The following is a 19,980-nucleotide window of genomic DNA, read 5'->3' as shown; positions in this document are numbered from 1 at the left end:
ATACACGTTCTGCTTTTCTTTGTTTTCATACATATTTAGCTAGCTTTTCGAATATCGTATACGGACTTAGAAAGGGTGGGTGAGCGGTGTGCTACTATATGACAAAGTGCGTGAGGAGATAGAGCGGAGAACGACTGCACTTCAAACGATGCAAAGGCAAGACGGAACGTGGTCATTTTGTTTTGAAGGAGCATTGCTAACGGATTGTCACATGATTTTTTTACTCAAATTATTAGGGCGAAATGACGAAATAGAACCGTTTGTGAAAAGGTTGGTATCTCTTCAAACAAATGAAGGGACTTGGAAATTATACGAAGATGAAAAAGGAGGGAATTTATCCGCGACGATTCAAGCATATGCTGCTTTACTTGCTTCGGAAAAATATTCGAAAGAAGATATGAATATGAGGCGAGCTGAAATGTTTATTAAGGAGCACGGGGGAGTTTCTCGTGCTCATTTTATGACGAAATTTTTATTAGCGATTCATGGAGAATATGAATTTCCTGCGCTTTTTCACTTTCCAACACCAATATTATTTTTACAAGATGACTCCCCCCTCAGTATATTTGGGCTAAGCAGCTCAGCACGTATACATTTAATTCCGATGATGATTTGTATGAATAAGAGATTCCGTGTAGAGAAAAAGTTATTGCCAAATTTAAATCATATTGCAGGTGGGGGTGGGCAATGGTTTCGAGAGGAGCGGTCTCTGCTGTTTCAATCGTTTTTAGGTGATGTGAAAAAGGTAATATCTTATCCATTATCGTTACATCATAAAGGATACGAAGAAGTAGAGCGCTTTATGAAGGAGCGTATAGATGAAAATGGAACATTATATAGTTACGCCAGTGCTACGTTTTATATGATTTATGCTTTGCTTGCACTAGGGCACTCTATTCAGTCTTCAATTATTGAGAAAGCTGTGATAGGATTAAAATCTTATATATGGAAGATGGACAGAGGAAGTCATTTGCAAAATTCTCCTTCTACCGTATGGGATACCGCTTTACTTAGCTATTCATTGCAAGAAGCTAATGTAATAAAAGAAAATAAGATGATTCAAAAGGCGACGGAATATTTACTACAAAGACAACAGACTAAGAAAATGGATTGGAGTGTACACGCACCGTCCATTATAGCTGGCGGCTGGGGATTTTCAGATGTGAATACAACGATTCCTGATATAGACGATACAACGGCTGCTCTTAGAGCCTTAGCGCGAAGTAGAGGGAATAGTAAAGTAGATGGTGCATGGGATAGAGGCGTCGGATGGATAAAAGGATTGCAAAACAATGATGGAGGCTGGGGAGCCTTTGAACGAGGTGTAACGAGCCAGTTACTAGCGAATTTACCGATTGAAAATGCGAGTGATATGATAACTGATCCGTCTACACCAGATATTACAGGTAGGGTGTTAGAATTATTCGGAACGTATGCACCGAATGAATTGCCTGAAGAGCAAAAAAAGAAAGCAGTCAAATGGTTAATGGATGTACAGGAACAGAATGGATCATGGTATGGAAAATGGGGGATATGCTATATATACGGTACATGGGCAGCAATGACAGGCTTACGTGCATTAGGAGTGCCTTCTACTCATCCATCGTTGAAAAAAGCAGCTTCATGGCTCGAGCATTTGCAGCATGAAGACGGAGGGTGGGGAGAATCCTGTCAAAGTAGTGTAGAGAAAAAATTTATTTCTTTACCCTTTAGCACGCCGTCACAAACAGCGTGGGCGCTTGATGCACTCATTTCTTACTATGATCAAGAAACACCAATTATTCGAAAAGGGATTTCATATTTGCTCGCGCAGTCTACTATGAATGAAGAATATCCTACTGGTACCGGGTTACCGGGTGGCTTTTATATTCGGTATCATAGTTACGGACATATATATCCATTGCTCGCTTTGGCACATTATATAAAAAAATATAAAAAATAAACCGAGAGTGGCTCTCGGTTTATTTTTCGGGTAGTAGGTCCCTGTTGAAAAGAATAAGGAACGTTGTAGTGCCTTATTTTTCTGATGACTGGCGTTTTTGACGTGCATCAGCGGCATTTGCACGTGCGTTTGCTTCTAAGTCATTGTGGTCAGCGAGTTCGCGAGAGAACTCAACATCAATGCCATCAGCAGATTTGTTTCGGTTTACATTCTTTTTTTTCATTCGACACAATCTCCTTGTGTTTTATCCCGCATAAATGGTTAGTAAAACTCCCACCTCAAAATTCAGATGGAACAAAGAAGCTAGGTGGGAGATTAACTGCCCGTAAATGCCCGATTGGTGAAGGCTAATAATCAGTGGGGGATGAACAAACTCCCCACTGATTAAAGTTTCACTTTATGCGACGTTGCAAAGTTAGTTTGACACAAATAGACTTTTTTATACAAAGAGGATTTGGAAAGCATAGAGCCGAAATATACAGTATAGCTAATAGAAATGGGGGATAGGGATGGACTTATTAAATGGAAAAACAGCAGTTGTAACAGGTGCTGCGCAGGGGATTGGAAAAGAAATCGCACGGGTTTTTGCAAAATTAGGAGCTAAAGTATTAATTAGTGATGTAAATGAAGAGAAGCTACAAAAAACGACACGTGAGTTATCGGATGAAGGATATGAAGTGAGCTTATATCGATGTGATGTGAGCAATCAAAATGAAGCGAAGTCGTTAATTGAATATGCGGTTCAAAAATTTGGTACACTACATATTTTAGTGAATAACGCTGGGGTTACAAGAGATGCAATGTTACATAAGATGGAGAAGTCTGCTTGGGAGCAAGTATTACAAGTGAATTTAACTGGCGTTTTTTATTGTATGCAGCCAGCACTTCTTTATATGAGACAACAAGGATATGGACGTGTTATTAATATATCTTCAATTAGTAGAGAAGGAAACATAGGGCAGGCAAATTATGCAGCTACAAAAGCAGGGGTTGTAGGTTTAACAAAAACAGCAGCGAAAGAGGTTGGGAGTTTTGGTATTACGTGTAATGCGATTTGTCCAGGATTTATGGATACTGATATGACAAAAACAATACCAGATAAAGTGAAAGAGAAAATGGTTGGAGCGATTCCAGTTGGAAGAATTGGAACACCGGAAGACATTGCAAACGCAGCTGCCTTTTTAGCGTCAGATTATGCATCTTATATTACGGGAGAAGTATTAAACGTGAGCGGGGGACTGCAGGTTTAAAGGAATACATAATGAAAAGAACCTGATCGGATAGATCAGGTTCTTTCTCATTAGTTTAAGTTGAGCCAAACGCTCTTCACTTCTGTATAGTTATTTAATGCGTAAGATCCCATTTCACGGCCAAGGCCGGATTGTTTAAATCCTCCAAATGGAGATGCTGCATCAAAGACGTTATAACAGTTTATCCATACTGTACCAGCACGTACTTTACTCGCAACATAATGTGCTGTTTTAACATTTTCTGTCCAGACACCAGCAGCTAAACCGAACTGTGATTTATTCGCACGTTCAATTACTTCATCAATATCATTAAACGGCAATGCGGAAATAACTGGACCGAAAATTTCTTCCTTAGCAATTGTCATTTCATCATTTACATCAGCAAATACTGTTGGAGAAACGAAATATCCTTGATCGAATGGTTTGTTGCCTCCGCAAAGTACTTCGGCACCTTCTGCAATGCCTTTTTCGATATAGCCCATTACACGCTTTTGCTGTTCTTCAGAAACGAGAGGACCGATTGTAGTTTCTGGATTTAGACCAACGCCTTGATTTAATTTTTTAGAATATAGAACGAGGTCAGCCATGACATTATCGTACATTTTCTTTGGAATAAATAAGCGTGACCCAGCAGTACATACTTGCCCTTGGTTAAACATAACGCCAGAAAGCGCACCTGGAATCGCTCGAGATAAGTCAGCGTCAGGTAAAATAATATTTGGTGATTTACCACCAAGTTCTAATGTAACGCGTTTTAATGATTCAGATGCTTGTCTCATAATTTGTTTACCGACTGGAGTAGAACCTGTAAATGCAATTTTATCAACGAGTGGATGATTAACGAGAGCTTGTCCAGCTGATTCACCGAATCCAGGAACGATATTAATAACGCCTTTCGGGAATCCAGCTTCTTCAATTAATTCAGCTAAGTATAGGGCGGATAGTGGAGTTTGTTCTGCAGGTTTTAAAACGATTGTACATCCTGTTGCAAGGGCTGCACCCATTTTCCACATTGCCATAAGAAGTGGGAAGTTCCATGGGATAATTTGACCGACAACACCAACAGCTTCATGGCGTGTATAGTTAAAATATTCACCAGAAACAGGGATTGTTTGACCGACGATTTTTGTAGCCCAGCCAGCGTAATAGCGCATATGTTCAATTGCAAGAGGAACGTCTGCTGCTAAAGTTTCGCGGATTGGTTTTCCGTTATCTAAAGTTTCAAGCTGTGCCAGCTCTTCTTTATGCTCTTCCATTAAATCAGCAAGCTTGTACATAAGGCGGCTTCGTTCAGCGGTGCTCATACGTGACCAAGGACCTTCATCGAAAGCCATTCGAGCAGCTACAACAGCTTTATGAATGTCTTCGCGACCAGCTTCAGCAACGATAGCGAGAGTTTCACCAGTTGCTGGGTTAGGAGTTTTGAACGTTTTTCCGGAAGCGCTTTCGATAAATGCTCCATTCACATATAATTTCTTTGTTCCTTGAAGAAATTTTTCTACCTTTTCATGAAGATTTACAGCTAGTTGACTCATTGTATAACCCCCTTGAAAATATAATTTAAACGCAGTACGAGACGGCGTTTATTCCGAAATCAAGGATGTGGGAACTAGATGGAAAGCCTCTACTTAAAATCATAAATAACAAATGCTGAAAATTCAAATTTCATTTTCGTTACAATTGTAAAAAATATGTAATGAAACATTGTATTCTATATAATTACAAAAAATCCTGCGCGTTTTTGTTTTCTAGTAGGAAAAACTAGAAAAACAGTGGTACAATTATACATCGTGAGAGGAGGGAGAAAATGAAGAATTATCATGATGATCCGCGCTTTCGAGTTGCCCATAGAGAAGCGTTAATCGGTCTTGGATTAGCTATTATTAATTTTATAATATGGTATGGATTTGCTTATGGGCTTGGAAGTAAGGATCCGAGTGAATATACATATGTATTAGGTTTTCCAGCATGGTTTTTTTATAGCTGTATCGTTGGATTTATCGTAATGGTTATTTTGCTTATTTTAGTTGTTCGTTTTTTATTTCAAGATATTTCACTCGATGAGGAAGAAAAAAGTGAGGAATGATAGATGAATTGGTATGTAATAATCCCAATGATAATTTCTTTTATCGTTGTGTTTTTAATTGGTGTATATGCATCAAGACGTGTACAAGCAACCGCTAATAATAAATTTTTACAAGAATATTTTCTTGGTGGACGTGAGCTCGGCGGCTTATTATTAGCTATGACAATGATTGCTACGTACGGTAGTGCAAGTAGCTTTATCGGCGGGCCTGGTATTGCTTACAATATGGGTCTTGGATGGGTGTTGTTATCAGCGATTCAAGTTGTAACAGGATATATCGTTTTAACGGTTATTGGTAAAAAGTTTGCTATTATCGCTAGGAAGATGGAAGCAATTACTCTTATTGATTATTTGAAGGGCAGATACAATAATAAAGCGGTGGTTGTTCTTTCTGCGCTATGTATTATAATCTTTTTGTTCTCAGCAACAGTAGCCCAGTGGGTTGGCGGCGGACGATTAATTGAGTCACTAACAGGACTTTCTTATACAACGGCACTATTTTTATTTACATTTTCTGTACTTGTGTACGTGCTAATTGGTGGATTTCGTGCAGTTGCTTTATCAGATACGTTATTAGGAATCATTATGTTAGTCGGAACAACAATCATTTTAATTGCTACTGTCATTGCTGGTGGTGGAGTTGAAAAGATTATGCAGGAACTCATTCAAATTAATCCGAATTTAATTACACCATTCGGAGCAGATGGCAGTTTAACGAAATCATATGTGACATCGTTTTGGATTTTAATTGGAATTGGAGTCGTTGGATTACCACAAATTAGTGTGCGTGCTATGTCTTATAAAAATTCAAAAGCTATGCATCAAGCGCTTATCATTGGGACGATTGTCGTTGGTACAATTATGATTGGTATGCATTTAACTGGTGTATTTGCACGAGTAGTACTTCCTGGTATAACGGTACCAGATAAAGTGATGCCGCTACTCGCGATGGAAGTGTTACCACCTTGGCTAGCTGGAGTTTTCTTGGCTGCACCAATGGCAGCGATAATGTCTACAGTAAACTCATTACTTTTACTTGTAAGTTCGTCAATTATTAAGGACATATATGTGAATTACATAAATAAAGATGCAGCAGATAGTACGATAAAGAAAGGTAGTCTTTTGATTACTGGTATCGTAGGATTACTCGTATATGCTGCAGCTATTAAGCCGCCAGATTTTTTAATATGGTTAAATTTATTTTCCTTCGGTGGTTTAGAAGCGGCGTTCATTTGGCCGATTGTACTAGGTTTATATTGGAGAAAGGGAAATGCAACTGGAGCACTCGCTTCCATTTTAGTTGGGGTAGGCTCATATATGTGTATTCATCTTTTCTATCCAAACCCGTTCGGTATACATACAGTTGTCTTCCCAATCTGCTTTGCATTTATTGCTTACATCATTGGCAGTATGGTTACTATGAAGAAAAACGTCTAGATAAGATGGAGAACGCAGTCCGTATAGGGCTGCGTTTTTTCGTATGAATTTATTCTTTTTTATTCTGTATATCCATGACTATTCATAAATTAATAACAACTGAGGGGATGGAGTTGAGGTCGATGAAAAAAGTGTTGTTTTTGGGAGACCCGGGAATTGATGACTCTTTAGCCATCATGTATGGAATTATGCATCCTGATGTTGATATTGTTGGTGTTGTAACAGGATACGGGAATGTAACGCAAGAAAAAGCAACGACTAATGCGGCATATTTATTGCAAATGGCGGGAAGGGAAGATATACCTGTTATTAATGGTGCGAAAATCCCTTTATCCGGGGATTTTGTGACGTATTACCCGGAGATTCATGGGGCAGATGGCTTAGGTCCTATTAAACCGCCAAAAGCATTTTCACCTAATATAAAACCTTTTTGTGCATTTTTTGATATTCTTGAAAAGTATAAAGGTGAATTAATCATTGTTGATGCTGGCAGATCAACGACACTAGCGACAGCATTTATTTTAGAAAAACCGATGATGAAGTATGTGAAAGAGTATTATATAATGGGCGGTGCTTTCTTAATGCCTGGTAATGTTACACCAGTCGCGGAGGCGAATTTTCATGGTGATCCCATTGCGTCGCAATTAGTTATGCAAAATGCCAAGAATGTGACATTAGTGCCACTTAACGTTACATCTGAAGCTATTATTACGCCGGAGATGGTAAAGTATATTACGAAACACTCTAAAACAAGTTTTAATAAGTTAATTGAACCGATATTTACGTATTATTATAAAGCTTATAAAAAGTTAAATCCAAAAATAACAGGTAGTCCAGTACATGACGTTGTTACAATGATGGTAGCGGCAAATCCATCTCTTTTAGATTACGTGTATCGCCGTGTTGATGTCGATACGGTTGGAGTTGCAAAAGGAGAAAGTATCGCTGATTTTCGCCCGCAACCTGATGCGAAAGCATTGAAAAATTGGGTGAGAATTGGTTGGTCATTACATTATAAAAAGTTTCTTGAAGATTTTGTGAAAATTATGACGTAGACATAATAGGAGCATACAAGTTAAAATAATGGAGATGATTATTTAAATAATCATCTCCATTATTTTGTTTTTAAGAGATAAATAGAGAAGAGTTACACAATAGGAGAGGAATTTTACTTGAAAAAAACTATAGTATGCGCAGTGATTGTGGGTATTTTCGTTTTGCTAATCTCGGGTAATTTTTTAGTGAAAAAAGTGTGGAGTTCAAATAATGATGATGCGCAGTATATAGCATCTTTTATTGAAGAACATAAAGATGAAAAAAATAGCGCTCTTCTAGTAAAGAGAAATGATAAAGTTGTGTATTCTGTAAATCCAGATGTTGTATTGCCAGTTGCTAGTACGATGAAGTTAATTGTGGCGCTTGAATATACGAAACAAGTTACAGAGGGGAAAATCGACCCGTCTAGTTTCGTTTCAATTAATGATGTGAATCGTTATTATGTGCCGAATACAGATGGTGGTGCACAAGACAGATGGCAAAGTTATTTGCAAAAAAAAGAAAAAATAACTGAAGGAGCAGTCTCTTTAGAGGAAGTTGCAAAAGGTATGGTTAAGTTCAGTTCAAATGCGAATACTGAGTACTTAATGGAAGTGTTAGGATTAGATAACATTAATCGTAATTTACAAAGTTTATCGCTTCCTGCACATCAACCACTATTTCCGATCGTTTCATCTTTATACATTCCGGGATATTTGCATAAAGAACTACATGTTCCAAAATATAAAATAGAGAAAAAGCTAAAAGAAATGTCTCAAGAGCAATATCGTCAATATGCGATGATTATTCATGAACGCTTAAAAAAGAAGGGTCCATTATTACAGAAGGAAATTCCTCTTTATTTGGAAGAACGTTACGATAAAATTTGGTCGGATAGATTGCCGGCTGCTTCTGCAAACGATTATATGGTATTGCTTCAAAAGGCAAATCATAAAGGTGGCTTGACAGAAGCAGAAGAAAAAGTGTGGGCGGATATCGTTGAAACGGATATGAGTGCCAAGAAATATCGTAAAACATTTAGACACGCGGGGCAAAAGAATGGTTATACACCATGGACAGTTACAAAAGCGGTTTATGCAATGGATAAACGCGGGAACTGTACAGAAATTGTATTTTTAGCGAATAATTTAAATGAAGATGACAGTGCTGAAATACGTAAACATTTAGCAAATTTACACTTCCAAGTGTTGCAAAGTGATAAGTATGATGCGACTTTTATTAAATAAACTCGGTGCTATGAGCGCCGAGTTTATTTTTATTCCGTAAACGACCGATTGGTGAAGGTTAATAATCAGTGGGGGATGAACCACCCACTGATTAAAGTTTCACTTTATGTACAAGCACTTTTTAGCTATCGCTGGGTATGATGGGTAGTAATACTTAGGCGAAAGGGGAAAAGGTGATGAAACAGAGTAAAGAAGAGTTTATTAAAAATGAAGGCGCTGATTTCCCTGGGAAAACATATGTAGACTGTGTACTACAGCATGTATTTGATTTTCAGCGTAATTATTTATTGAAAGATATGTTTCAAGTGCATAGGGCACATATTATTATGTTAACTGAAGAAAAGTTGATGAAAAGAGAAGAAGCTAAAGTTATACTAATAGCACTTAAAAAAGTAGGAGCAATTCCAAAGGATCAGTTGCTATATACAGAGCAACATGAAGATCTTTTTTTCTTAGTTGAACATTTACTTTCTCAAGAAGCAAAGTGTGAATTTGTCAGTAATATGCATATCGGTAGGAGTAGAAATGATATGGGTGTAACGATGTATCGCATGAGTTTGCGGCAATATGTATTACAGTTAATGGAACATCATTTATTGCTACAAGAAAGTATGCTGGAGCTTGCTGAGGAACATATGGAAACAATTATGCCTGCGTATACACATACACAACCAGCGCAACCAACAACATTTGGTCATTATGTTTTAGCAATTTATGATACGATGCAAAGAGACTTGGAACGAACGAGAAAAGCGTATCATTTTGTAAATCATTCTCCAATGGGGGCAGCTGCCCTTTCTACAACAAGTTTCCCGATTAAGCGAGAGCGAGTGGCACAGCTACTGGGATTTACAAATGTAATTGAGAACTCATATGATGCTGTCGCTGGAGCGGATTATTTATTAGAAGTTAGTTCGTTGCTAATGGTTATTATGACGAACACAAGTAGATGGATCCATGATTTTTTACTATTAGCGACGAAAGAATACGATGGGATTACTGTAGCGAAGCCATATGTACAAATAAGTAGCATTATGCCGCAAAAACGAAATCCTGTTTCAATTGAACATGCACGCGCTATTACGAGTAGTGCTTTAGGGGAAGCCTTTACTGTATTTCAAATGATTCATAATACACCATTTGGCGATATTGTCGATACGGAGGATGACTTGCAGCCGTATTTATATAAAGGAATCGAAAAGGCGATTCGTGTTTTTTGTATTATGAACGCAGTTATTCGAACGATGAAGGTAGAAGCGGAAACGTTAAAAAGTCGTTCATATAAACACGCGATTACGATTACAGATTTCGCAGATGTTTTAACAAAGAACTATGAAATATCATTCCGGCATGCACATCATGCAGCAAGTACGATTGCGAATATGTCTATGCAGCAGAAGAAAGAATTACATGAATTACATTTCAAAGAAGTAAATATGTACTTGCAAGAAAAGTTAAGAGTAACTTTATTAGAAGAAGAGTGGAAAGAAATTATATCACCAGAAGCTTTTATTCAAAAAAGAAATGTATATGGTGGTCCGAGTAAAAAAGAGATGGAGCGTATGATTCAAAAACGCAAAGAATCTTTTCGAAAAGAAGAAGAGATATTTGAGAAGGAAAAGAAGAGAGTTTTGCATGCTGAAAATGATTTGAACACATTAGTTTCAAATATTATTGAATCGTAAAAGGAGGATTTAATGAATTAATCGCCAATACTTAATTAAAATATAAATCGAGGGAAGAGATTGTCGATGATTCAATTACACGTATATGAAGAGGCTCTCCGTTTTAAAGAAGATGTTACATCATTTTTAGAAAAGAATGAGCAGGCAAATAATTTAATATTAGGCGTTTTACAAGTTGTTCAAGAACCGATATTTATGGCGGTAGCGAAACGTGGAGAAGAGGTTACGATTGTATTTCTTCAAACTGTGGAAAGACAAATGATTGTTGCAACTTCTGAAATTGCGGAAGAGGATATAGTGGAACTTGCAAAGGAGTTAACGAAAGTATATCCGGATATTCCTGGTTTCATTGGCAATAAGAAAGTCATAAAGAAGTTAGCTGAAGAGATTGCGATATTAGAACAGAAAAAAATTGTAGTTGGAATGGAGCAAGGTGTATATGAATTAAAACGAGTAAAGAAGAAGTGGAACGATGGGATTTTTCGTACGATAAATAGTGATGAGCTACCATTAATAGAAAAATGGATATATCAATTTTGTGAAGACGTGAAGTTACCTACTACGAAAGAGGAAGCGAAACAAACCGCACATACATTAATAACTACCAACCGTCTATTTGGTCTGGAGGTTGGCGGGAAATTAGTCTCTGTAGCTGCAAAAACAAGACCAACTACAAATAATATAACAGTTAATTTCGTATATACGCCGAAAGAAGAAAGGAAAAAAGGGTACGCATCAAATTGTGTAGCTGCACTTAGTCAACGTATGTTAGATGAAGGTTACAAAACAACGACATTATATACTGATCTGGCAAATCCAACATCAAATAAAATTTATCAAGAAATTGGTTATGAAGAGATTATGGAGTCTGTACTTATATTCTTAGAGAAGTAGAATGAAAAGGCACACTAGTATAGCGTGCCTTTTTGTTATTCATCAATTCGAATTACCTCACCTTGCGGGAAGTCCTCTGTTTCTAGTAAGCTACGAATTGCCTTCGCAACATATTCGGGTAACAGTAGCTTTCCTTCTTCTTTTAATGCGATGAATCGATCTAAATTTATGAAGTCTTCTTTATTTGTTTCACGAATTTGAGCTTGCATATTTGTATCAACAACACCAGGTGCAAAAGCGACGATTTTTACTGGATATTCTTTTTCTTTTTCTTCGGTCGCTACACACTGTGTAAACATATTTACGCCAGCTTTCGTTGTACAATAAGCTCCCCATCCGAAATAAGGATTTTTTCCTGCGCCAGATGAAATGTTTATAATGCGTTTTTCTACTTTCCAGTCTTTCGTATGTTTCATGAAAGTGGAAGTAAGGATCATTGGTGCGATTAAATTAATATGAACGTTCGTAATGAGGTGTTCACTTTCTGCTTTTTCAATTGGCATCATTGGTGCAACTGTGCCCGCATTATTAATTAAATGAAAAGACGAAGCTTTGTCTTCTTTTATAGATGAAAAGACTTCGCTAAAGCGAGTTTCTAAATTATGTACATCTTGAAGATCTATGGCATGGAAAATACATTTGCTGTTATTTTGCTCTGCGAGTTTAGTAAGGTCTTTATTTTCTCTTCTAGAAATAGAGATGACCGTTGTATTTTCTTCTAACAATTGCGTGGCAATCGCCTCACCTAAACCTTGTGAAGTTCCTGTTATGATTACGTAGCGCATAATTTTATGAACCCCTCTCGTATGTGCGGAATTTTGTTGGACAACGTACACTCTATAGTTTGTCTACATTTTATAGTATAGAGCACTTTTTACTATAAATGAAATGAGATGATTATGTGCCTTTTATGAATCGCTTTACAACGACAGTAACTGGTGCCGTCACGTTCACTGGGAACACGTTGGGACTCAGTCCTACATCTCCTGCACCAGGCAATAACTTCGGTACGATTGATGTATTTACTACAGTAAATACATCGCTTCAAGTGCCAGGGTTCCCAGCAGGAACGACAAATGATTGGCCATTAAATTCTTCAAGTGCAATTTTAAACCTTCCAGCAGGGAGTAGTGTTTTATACGCAGAACTAGTGTGGGCTGGCACATACAGGACTGATACTGAGGATGTTACTGCATTTTTAAATGATAATATTTCGTTTACAACACCAGCAGGAACATTTTCAGTTGCACCAGATCCTGCAACTGCTCAACAAGGATCAGTTGGGAATCAGTTTTATTACGTTAGATCTGCCAATGTAACAAACTTTGTTAATGGAGGAGGAGCGGGGACATATACAACCGGGAGTGTTCCTGCTGCGAGAACTGCTGCCAATTCAACTATTAGTCGATCGGTAGGCTGGACACTTGAGGTAGTTTATCAAAATGCGAGTTTACCACTTCGAAATTTATCAGTGTATGCAGGTCAAGAAATCATCGATGCTTCATCGCCACCAGTTGATGCTATTATTTCTGGTTTTGCAACGCCGTCTACGGGGACAGTTACAGGAAGAGTACTTGTAACTGCTCAAGAAGGTGATTCTAACATTGTTGGAGATCAACTTCGTTTTGGGCCGAACGCTAATGCTACAGTTGCATTATTCGGACCGAGAAATCCCGCAAATAATTTCTTTCAATCACAAATTTGTAATGACAATGGGAATTTAGATACGAGCGGCACGTTTGGAAATTTGAATCAGCCGTTAGGGGCAGCCTTGGCTGTCAGAAGACAAGGGTGGGATATTACGAATGTAGATGCTTCATCATCATTAGTGAATAATCAAACGTCAGCAACAGTTCGCTTCATTACAAATGGAGATGGATATGCTGCAGCTGGTTTTGGTGTTCAAATAGATGCGACGGGGCCGATTATAAATCCTGTCAAATCTGTTGATAAAACAGTGGTAGCAGTTGGAGATATTCTCACATATACGATTACCGTTCCGAATACAGGGACGGGAAGTGCAGATAACGTTGTATTACAAGACAGTATTCCGAATGGAACGACATTTATAGCCGGCAGTGTGACAGTAGGAGGAGTAACGCAGCCGAGTGCGAATCCAGCTAGTGGAATAAATTTAGGTACAATCCCAAATAACGCTCAAAGAATTGTTACATTTCAAGTGAGAGTTACGTCATTCCCAAATCCAAATCCAATTTCCAACCGTGCAATGGTATCTTACCAATTCCGTCCTTTCGTCGGAAGTCCTCCTATCACAAGTACAGCTTCTTCAAATACAGTACAGACGACGGTAAACCGTGCAAATCTAAGTTTGCAAAAATCTGTAGACCTACAGACGGCAACACTTAATGACGTATTAACCTACACAGTGAATGTCACGAACAATGGGAATGTCGCTGCAAATAATGTTATTTTTGTTGATAGTATACCTGCTGGAACAACGTTTGTAACAAATAGTGTTACGATAAATGGAGTAGCGCGACCAGGAGCGAATCCAGCAAGTAGTATTAATCTTGGAAGTATTAATGTTTCGCAAACGACTGTAGTACGCTTTCAAGTTCGAGTAACATCGAGTCCTCTTGTAAATCCAATTCCAAATCGTGCGAGTGTAACATTTAACTTTACTCCAGTGCCTGGTCAACAACCAGTTTCAGGGCAAGCGACAAGTAATACTGTATTTACTACTATTAATATAGCTGATATAAGAACGAGAAAAACAGTGGATAAAGCTTTTGCAACGGTTAATGATGTTCTTACGTATACAGTTACAATTGAAAATATCGGAAATGTACTTGCGACAAATGTTACTTTTCAAGATCCAATCCCAATTGGAACGACTTTTATCCCAAATAGTGTAACTGTTGATGGAGTTTCGCAACCTGGAGCAAATCCAGCGGCTGGGTTTACAGTAGCAAATATATCTCCCGGTGGAAGTAGGGTAGTGACTTTTCAAGTACGAGTGACATCAACGCCATCAGGAGGTACGATTGCGAATCGCGGAAATGTATCTGCTAATTTCGTCGTTATTCCGAATCAGCCGCCAGTAACGATTAATAGACAAACGAATACAGTTGTAACACAAGTTAATACAGGTGGTTTAAATGTAATAAAAGAAGTAAATACAGCTCAAGCGGCAGTAGGAGATACTTTAACGTACACGATTGCCGTTCAAAATACAGGAAACGTTCCGTTAACAAATGTGTTTTTCCAAGACACTATTTCTTCCGCTGTTTCATTTGTTGCAAATTCTGTAACGATTAATGGAGTACCGCAAAGTGGATTGAATCCGAATACAGGATTTTCTCTTCAAAATATTCCTGCGGCTCAAACCGTTGTAGTCACATTTGACGTATTAATTGTACAGGATCCAGAAAATGAAGATATTTTAAATAGTGCAACTGTATCCGCAAGTTTTCAAGTGAATCCGAGTGAACCACCAGTTACTATTACTGTTCCGAGTAACGTCGTGAATACGACAGTACAAACAGGGAGCTTTGAAGTTATAAAATCTGTGAATACGAGTGTTGCAACGGTAGGGGATGTTTTAGTATATACAATCGAAATAATTAATGCAGGTAGTGTACCAGCTACAAATGTATTTTTCCAAGATTCAATTCCACAAGGAACGCTATTTATTGAAAATAGTGTATTGGTTAATGGTGTTTTACAAGAAGGGGCTGATCCAGAACTTGGATTCCCATTAAATAATTTGCCTACTGGTGCGAGTGTAATTGTTACGTTTGAAGTATTAATTGATGAAATTCCCCAAGGAAATAATGTCGTAAATAATGCGAATGTAACTGGAGATTTCCTTGTAAATCCAACAGAGCCACCGATTACTGTAACAGTACCAAGTAATACTGTTATGACAGTGGTGAATTCTTCAGGGTTAAATGTGAGGAAAAATGTAAATGCAAGTGAAGCTGGTAAAGGAGATACGCTAACATATACAGTTACTATACAAAATAGTGGAACAGTAGCAGCGACAAATGTATCATTCCTTGATCCGATTCCATCTGGAACAACGTTTGTAGCGAATAGTGTAACGATAAATGGAACGCCCCAACCAGGTTTAAACCCAACAACTGGATTTCCACTTGCTAATATTCCAGTAGGAGGGATGGTAACGGTCACTTTTCAAGTGTCAATCACAAGTGTGCCAATGAATAGAGTACTTCCGAATAATGCAAATGTAACTGCGGATTTTCAAGTAAGTCCTTTGCAGCCACCGATTACAATTGTAACGATTAGTAATATAGTCGTGACGCGAGTGAATGTAGGTTCAGTTAATGTAATAAAGAGTGTAAATACATCACAAGCAGGTAAAGGAGATACGTTAACATATACGATTCGTGTTCAAAATACAGGAACTGTTCCTGCCACAAATATTATTTTTCAAGATCCAATCCCATCTGGAGCTACATTTGTAGCGAATAGTGTCACGATAAATGGAGTCGTTCAGCAAGGTGCGGACCCTATGAAAGGTTTTCCAGTTACAAATATTCCAGTCGGGCAAACCGCTACAATTACGTTTCAAGTTAAAGTGACGATTGTTCCAAGCGGGGGGAATATAAGAAATCAATCGAATGTTACTGCAAGTTTCCTTATAAATCCGGCAGGGCCTCCTATAACGAATGTTACGAATAGTAACTTTGTAGTGACACAAGTAAATACAGCACAGTTAAATATACAAAAATCTTCATCTGTACAACAAGCTGCACTTGGAGAAACTTACACGTATTCTGTTGTCATTCGGAATAACGGCACAGTACTAGCGACGAATGTTTCTTTCATTGATCCAATTGCTCTAGAAACAACATTTGTAGCAAATAGTGTAACGATAAATGGAACGCCACAACCTGGGTTTGATCCAAATGTTGGTTTTCTGATTCCTAATATTGCAGCTGGGACATCATTGACTGTAACGTTCCAAGTTACAGTAGTTGCGCCATCCCCGCGCGGAGCAGTATTAAATACGGCATCTGCTACAGCCACGTTCTTATTAAATCCTTTACAACCACCTGTAACAACGACAAATTCAAGTAATACGACAGTAGTTACAATACCGTTACCTCCTCCTGGTGAAGTAACAGCAACAAAAACAGTTGACGTTGCAACTGGAACAGTTGGGGATGTATTAACGTATACCGTGTTAATTTCAAATGTAGGAATTATACCTGTTACAGATGTGTTCTTCCAAGATGTCATACCAGAAGGGACGACATTTGTAGAAGATAGTGTAACGATAGATGGGGTGCAGCAACTGGATTTAAATCCAGAAATAGGATTTACAGTTACGCCATTATTAATTAATGGCGGAAGTATTGAGGTAACGTTCCAAGTGACGATTACAGAAATTCCAGATAATGAAGTCATATTAAATGATGCAGACGTTACATTTACTTCGCAACCAAACCCGCAAGAACCACCGATTACGGAAACGATATTAACAAATTTAGTCGTTACGACGATTAATATAGCGTTTATTTTTCCGTTAAAACTAGTAGATAAAGAAGTAGCGACTGTAGGAGAAATTTTAACGTATGATGTATTGATTTTTAATCTCGGAACAGTGCCAGCGATGAATGTTCAATTTATCGATACGACTTCTTCTGGTGTAAAATTTGTACCGGGAAGTGTGAGCATAAATGGAGTACCAGAACCAGGATTAGATCCTTTTATCGGTTTTACAGTTCCAAATATACCTGTAGATGATTTTGTACTTGTCACATACCAAGAGATGGTAACGATCATCCCTCAAGGTGGAACAGTTGTAAACTTTGTAGATGTTACAGCGACATTTGTTGTAAGTGAGACAGAGCCGCCTATTACTGAGACAACGACAAGTAACACGACATTAACAGAAATAAATGAAACTGGTTTGAATGTTTTAAAATCAGTAAGTCAGCCAATTGTTGCAATAGGCGATACAATCACATATACAACAGTAGTTCAAAATACAGGGACAGTGGTAGCAACGAATGTTCAATATAGTGATATATTACCTTCGTCTATAATGTTTGTACCGAACAGTGTAGCGATAGATGGTGTGTCACAACCTGGATTCAATCCTAATAATGGATTCTCGCTTCCAGATATAAATCCAGGGGAAAGTGTAGAAGTCACATTCCAAGTAACAGTTGTCAGTGTTCCATCAAACGGAACGATTGCCAATACGGCAAATGTGACTGGAAGCTTTATATTAGTACCAGGAGAACCACCAGTTGTAGTAAATCAGCCAAGCAATACAACACTCATAACTGTAAATAGAGGACGATTTAATGTTATAAAACAGGTGAACAGGGCTGCGACTCTCGTTGGCGATGTATTAACGTATACAGTGCAAATAACGAATACGGGAACAGTAACAGCTAACAATGTTCAGTTTATTGATATGATTTCAGCAGGAGCGTCATTTGTCCCAAATAGTGTAACGATAAATGGAGCCCTGCAACCAAACTTAAATCCGATTACTGGCTTTGGAGTTGGAGATATACTCGTTGGAGAAACGGTAATAGTGACGTTTCAAGCGACAGTTACAAACATCCCGTCATCAGGAACAATTACGAACGTTGCAAATATAACAGGGAGTTTTACTTTAGTACCAGGAGAACCACCAGTTGTAGTAAATCAGCCAAGTAATACGACAATAACGAGGGTGAATAGAGGAAGATTTAGCGTTATAAAATCTGTAAATAAACAAGCAACGCGATTAGGAGATACGTTAATTTATAGTGTGCAAGTTACGAATACAGGAACGGTACTGGCGACGAATGTTCAGTTTATCGATGTTCCATCCGCTAGTTTAGAATTTGTTCTTGGAAGTGTACAGATAAATGGGATTCCACAAGTAGGTTTAGATCCTTTTGTAGGCTTTTCATTACCAAATCTTGCAGTAGGGGATAGCGTATTAATCACATTTGAAGTAAATGTAATCGCAATTCCACCTTCTAGTAGCATTATGAATACAGCGAGAGTAACTGGTGATTTCGAATTGATTCCAGGAGAACCACCGTTTACAATTACGAATTCAAGTAATACGACAGTCACACCAGTAAATAGAGGCAGTTTAGATATGCTGAAAGAAGTAGATCATTCAATTGTTGGAGTAGGAGAAACGGTAACGTATCGTGTTCGCATATTAAATACTGGTACGGCTGATGCAATGAATGTTCAATTTATTGATGTGCTATCTCCGGAAGCGGCTTTTGTACCAAATAGTGTAACGGTAAATGGAGTAGCGCGTCCAGGAGTAAATCCGCAGGTTGGATTTACGATTTTAGACATTCCAGTCGGTGAGACGGCGATTGTAACATATGAAGCTACAATTACGAGTTTTCCAGATGGTGGTACAGTAGTGAACGTCGCTGGAGTGTTAGCAGAATATATTTTAGTACCAGGAGAGCCGCCAGTTACAGTGATGGACACGAGTAATACAGTTATTGTAACGGTAAACACTGCAATCTTATTTGTTGCAAAAGGAGCAAACTTTGAAGTAGCAATGGTAGGAGATGTTGTCACTTACGGCATTGCCGTTATAAATGATAGTACAGTTCCTGTGACGAATATTGTTTTAACAGATATCATTGATCCAAATACGTTATTTATAAATGGCACGGTAACGGTAAATGATGTACCTCTTCCATTTACCAATCCGAATACGGGTATTCCGTTAGGTGATTTTCAGCCGAATGATGCGGCAATTATTAATTTCCAAGTTGTAATAACGGGAGGACAAATAAATAATTTAGTTACAAATACTGCTACAGCGACTGGGCTCGCAACTGTAAATCCGAATGAGCCGCCTGTAGTAGTTGAAGGTGATAGCAATACAGTTGTTATCCCGTTTATCCCTCAAAATGTCTCAACGACAGTCGTAAAAACGGCAGATTTACAGGCGGCAACAATTGGAGATGTCATTACGTTTACGACAGTCATTACAAATACAGGTGATACTGTCATGCAAAATATTCGTTTTCAAGACATATTAGATAGTAGTGTTCGATTTATCCCTGGAAGCGTAATAGTCGATAGTGTTCCATTACGAAATGTAAGTCCAGTATCAGGGTTTCTTATAGGAAATTTAAATCCGGGTGAAGCGCGGACAGTTTCGTTTCAAGTAGCAGTTCAGAGTGCACCAAGTGGTTCAGGAAATTATATTAATCAAGCGAGTATTCGCTTTGAACATCAAGTAGGTACAGTATTGCCACCTGTTACACAAATAATAGAAAGTAACATAGTGGTCATTCTATTTGTTCCAACGATAGAACAAATTTGCGAAACGAACTTTAATTGCTTAGATAAAATTCCATTTCAATGTTCTCCATGTAATCACTTACAAATAAATAAAAAATAAATACAAAAAGAGCATCCTGAAAGAATAGGA

General features: G+C 38.0%; 12 protein-coding genes. 9 read left to right on the top strand and 3 right to left on the bottom strand.

Translation table 11 applies throughout. From position 1 onward, the window contains the following. Positions 1-88 precede the first annotated feature (88 nt). Entirely contained in the window at positions 89-1,942 is a 1,854-nt protein-coding gene (locus BAU27_RS22540; RefSeq protein WP_071772004.1) for a terpene cyclase/mutase family protein, read from the top strand. Positions 1,943-2,015: 73 nt separating this feature from the next. On the opposite strand, the gene BAU27_RS22535 is transcribed toward BAU27_RS22540, so the two are convergent. After that, the gene (locus BAU27_RS22535; RefSeq protein WP_071747636.1) at positions 2,016-2,165 is read right to left on the bottom strand and encodes a YfhD family protein; all 150 of its coding nucleotides are present in this window, start codon (positions 2,163-2,165) and stop codon (positions 2,016-2,018) included. A 286-nt stretch (positions 2,166-2,451) separates the two neighbouring features. Here BAU27_RS22535 and fabG point away from each other — a divergent pair, with 286 nt between their 5' ends. After that, positions 2,452-3,192 carry a 3-oxoacyl-ACP reductase FabG gene (fabG, locus tag BAU27_RS22525; protein ID WP_071747635.1) on the top strand — a complete coding sequence of 247 codons (741 nt, stop codon included), beginning with the start codon at positions 2,452-2,454 and terminating at the stop codon, positions 3,190-3,192. A 50-nt stretch (positions 3,193-3,242) separates the two neighbouring features. Here the strand turns inward: fabG and dhaS are convergent, their stop codons facing one another. Then, positions 3,243-4,727, bottom strand: a complete 1,485-nt coding sequence (gene dhaS / locus BAU27_RS22520) for an aldehyde dehydrogenase DhaS (RefSeq protein WP_071772003.1) — start codon at positions 4,725-4,727, stop codon at positions 3,243-3,245. A 272-nt stretch (positions 4,728-4,999) separates the two neighbouring features. Between dhaS and BAU27_RS22515 the strand changes: the two genes are divergently transcribed. The 6 genes from BAU27_RS22515 to BAU27_RS22490 all read left to right on the top strand — a co-directional run bounded on the left by BAU27_RS22515 (position 5,000) and on the right by BAU27_RS22490 (position 11,576). Beyond that, positions 5,000-5,278: a YhdT family protein gene (locus BAU27_RS22515; protein ID WP_002014357.1), complete on the top strand. Its 279-nt coding sequence runs from the start codon at positions 5,000-5,002 to the stop codon at positions 5,276-5,278. Between the two features lie 3 nt (positions 5,279-5,281). Next, the gene (gene panF, locus BAU27_RS22510; RefSeq protein WP_071772002.1) at positions 5,282-6,715 is read left to right on the top strand and encodes a sodium/pantothenate symporter; all 1,434 of its coding nucleotides are present in this window, start codon (positions 5,282-5,284) and stop codon (positions 6,713-6,715) included. A gap of 122 nt (positions 6,716-6,837) precedes the next feature. Further along, positions 6,838-7,770 carry a nucleoside hydrolase gene (locus tag BAU27_RS22505; RefSeq protein WP_071747631.1) on the top strand — a complete coding sequence of 311 codons (933 nt, stop codon included), beginning with the start codon at positions 6,838-6,840 and terminating at the stop codon, positions 7,768-7,770. Between the two features lie 117 nt (positions 7,771-7,887). Further along, a complete protein-coding gene (locus tag BAU27_RS22500; RefSeq protein WP_071747630.1) occupies positions 7,888-8,997 on the top strand; it encodes a serine hydrolase in 1,110 nt (369 codons plus the stop codon). Positions 8,998-9,173: 176 nt separating this feature from the next. Continuing rightward, positions 9,174-10,682 carry an argininosuccinate lyase gene (gene argH / locus BAU27_RS22495; protein ID WP_071772001.1) on the top strand — a complete coding sequence of 503 codons (1,509 nt, stop codon included), beginning with the start codon at positions 9,174-9,176 and terminating at the stop codon, positions 10,680-10,682. Between the two features lie 66 nt (positions 10,683-10,748). Continuing rightward, positions 10,749-11,576 carry a GNAT family N-acetyltransferase gene (locus BAU27_RS22490; protein ID WP_071772000.1) on the top strand — a complete coding sequence of 276 codons (828 nt, stop codon included), beginning with the start codon at positions 10,749-10,751 and terminating at the stop codon, positions 11,574-11,576. Between the two features lie 35 nt (positions 11,577-11,611). Here the strand turns inward: BAU27_RS22490 and BAU27_RS22485 are convergent, their stop codons facing one another. Next, positions 11,612-12,361 carry a (S)-benzoin forming benzil reductase gene (locus BAU27_RS22485; protein WP_071771999.1) on the bottom strand — a complete coding sequence of 250 codons (750 nt, stop codon included), beginning with the start codon at positions 12,359-12,361 and terminating at the stop codon, positions 11,612-11,614. Positions 12,362-12,477: 116 nt separating this feature from the next. Between BAU27_RS22485 and BAU27_RS22480 the strand changes: the two genes are divergently transcribed. Next, entirely contained in the window at positions 12,478-19,950 is a 7,473-nt protein-coding gene (locus BAU27_RS22480; RefSeq protein WP_071771998.1) for a DUF7507 domain-containing protein, read from the top strand. The last annotated feature ends 30 nt before the right edge of the window (positions 19,951-19,980 follow it).

It is taken from the genome of Bacillus sp. NH11B (assembly GCF_001884205.1).
In the GTDB taxonomy this organism is placed as follows: Bacteria; Bacillota; Bacilli; order Bacillales; family Bacillaceae_G; genus Bacillus_A; species Bacillus_A proteolyticus.
This window is presented reverse-complemented; position numbering and strand designations above follow the sequence as displayed.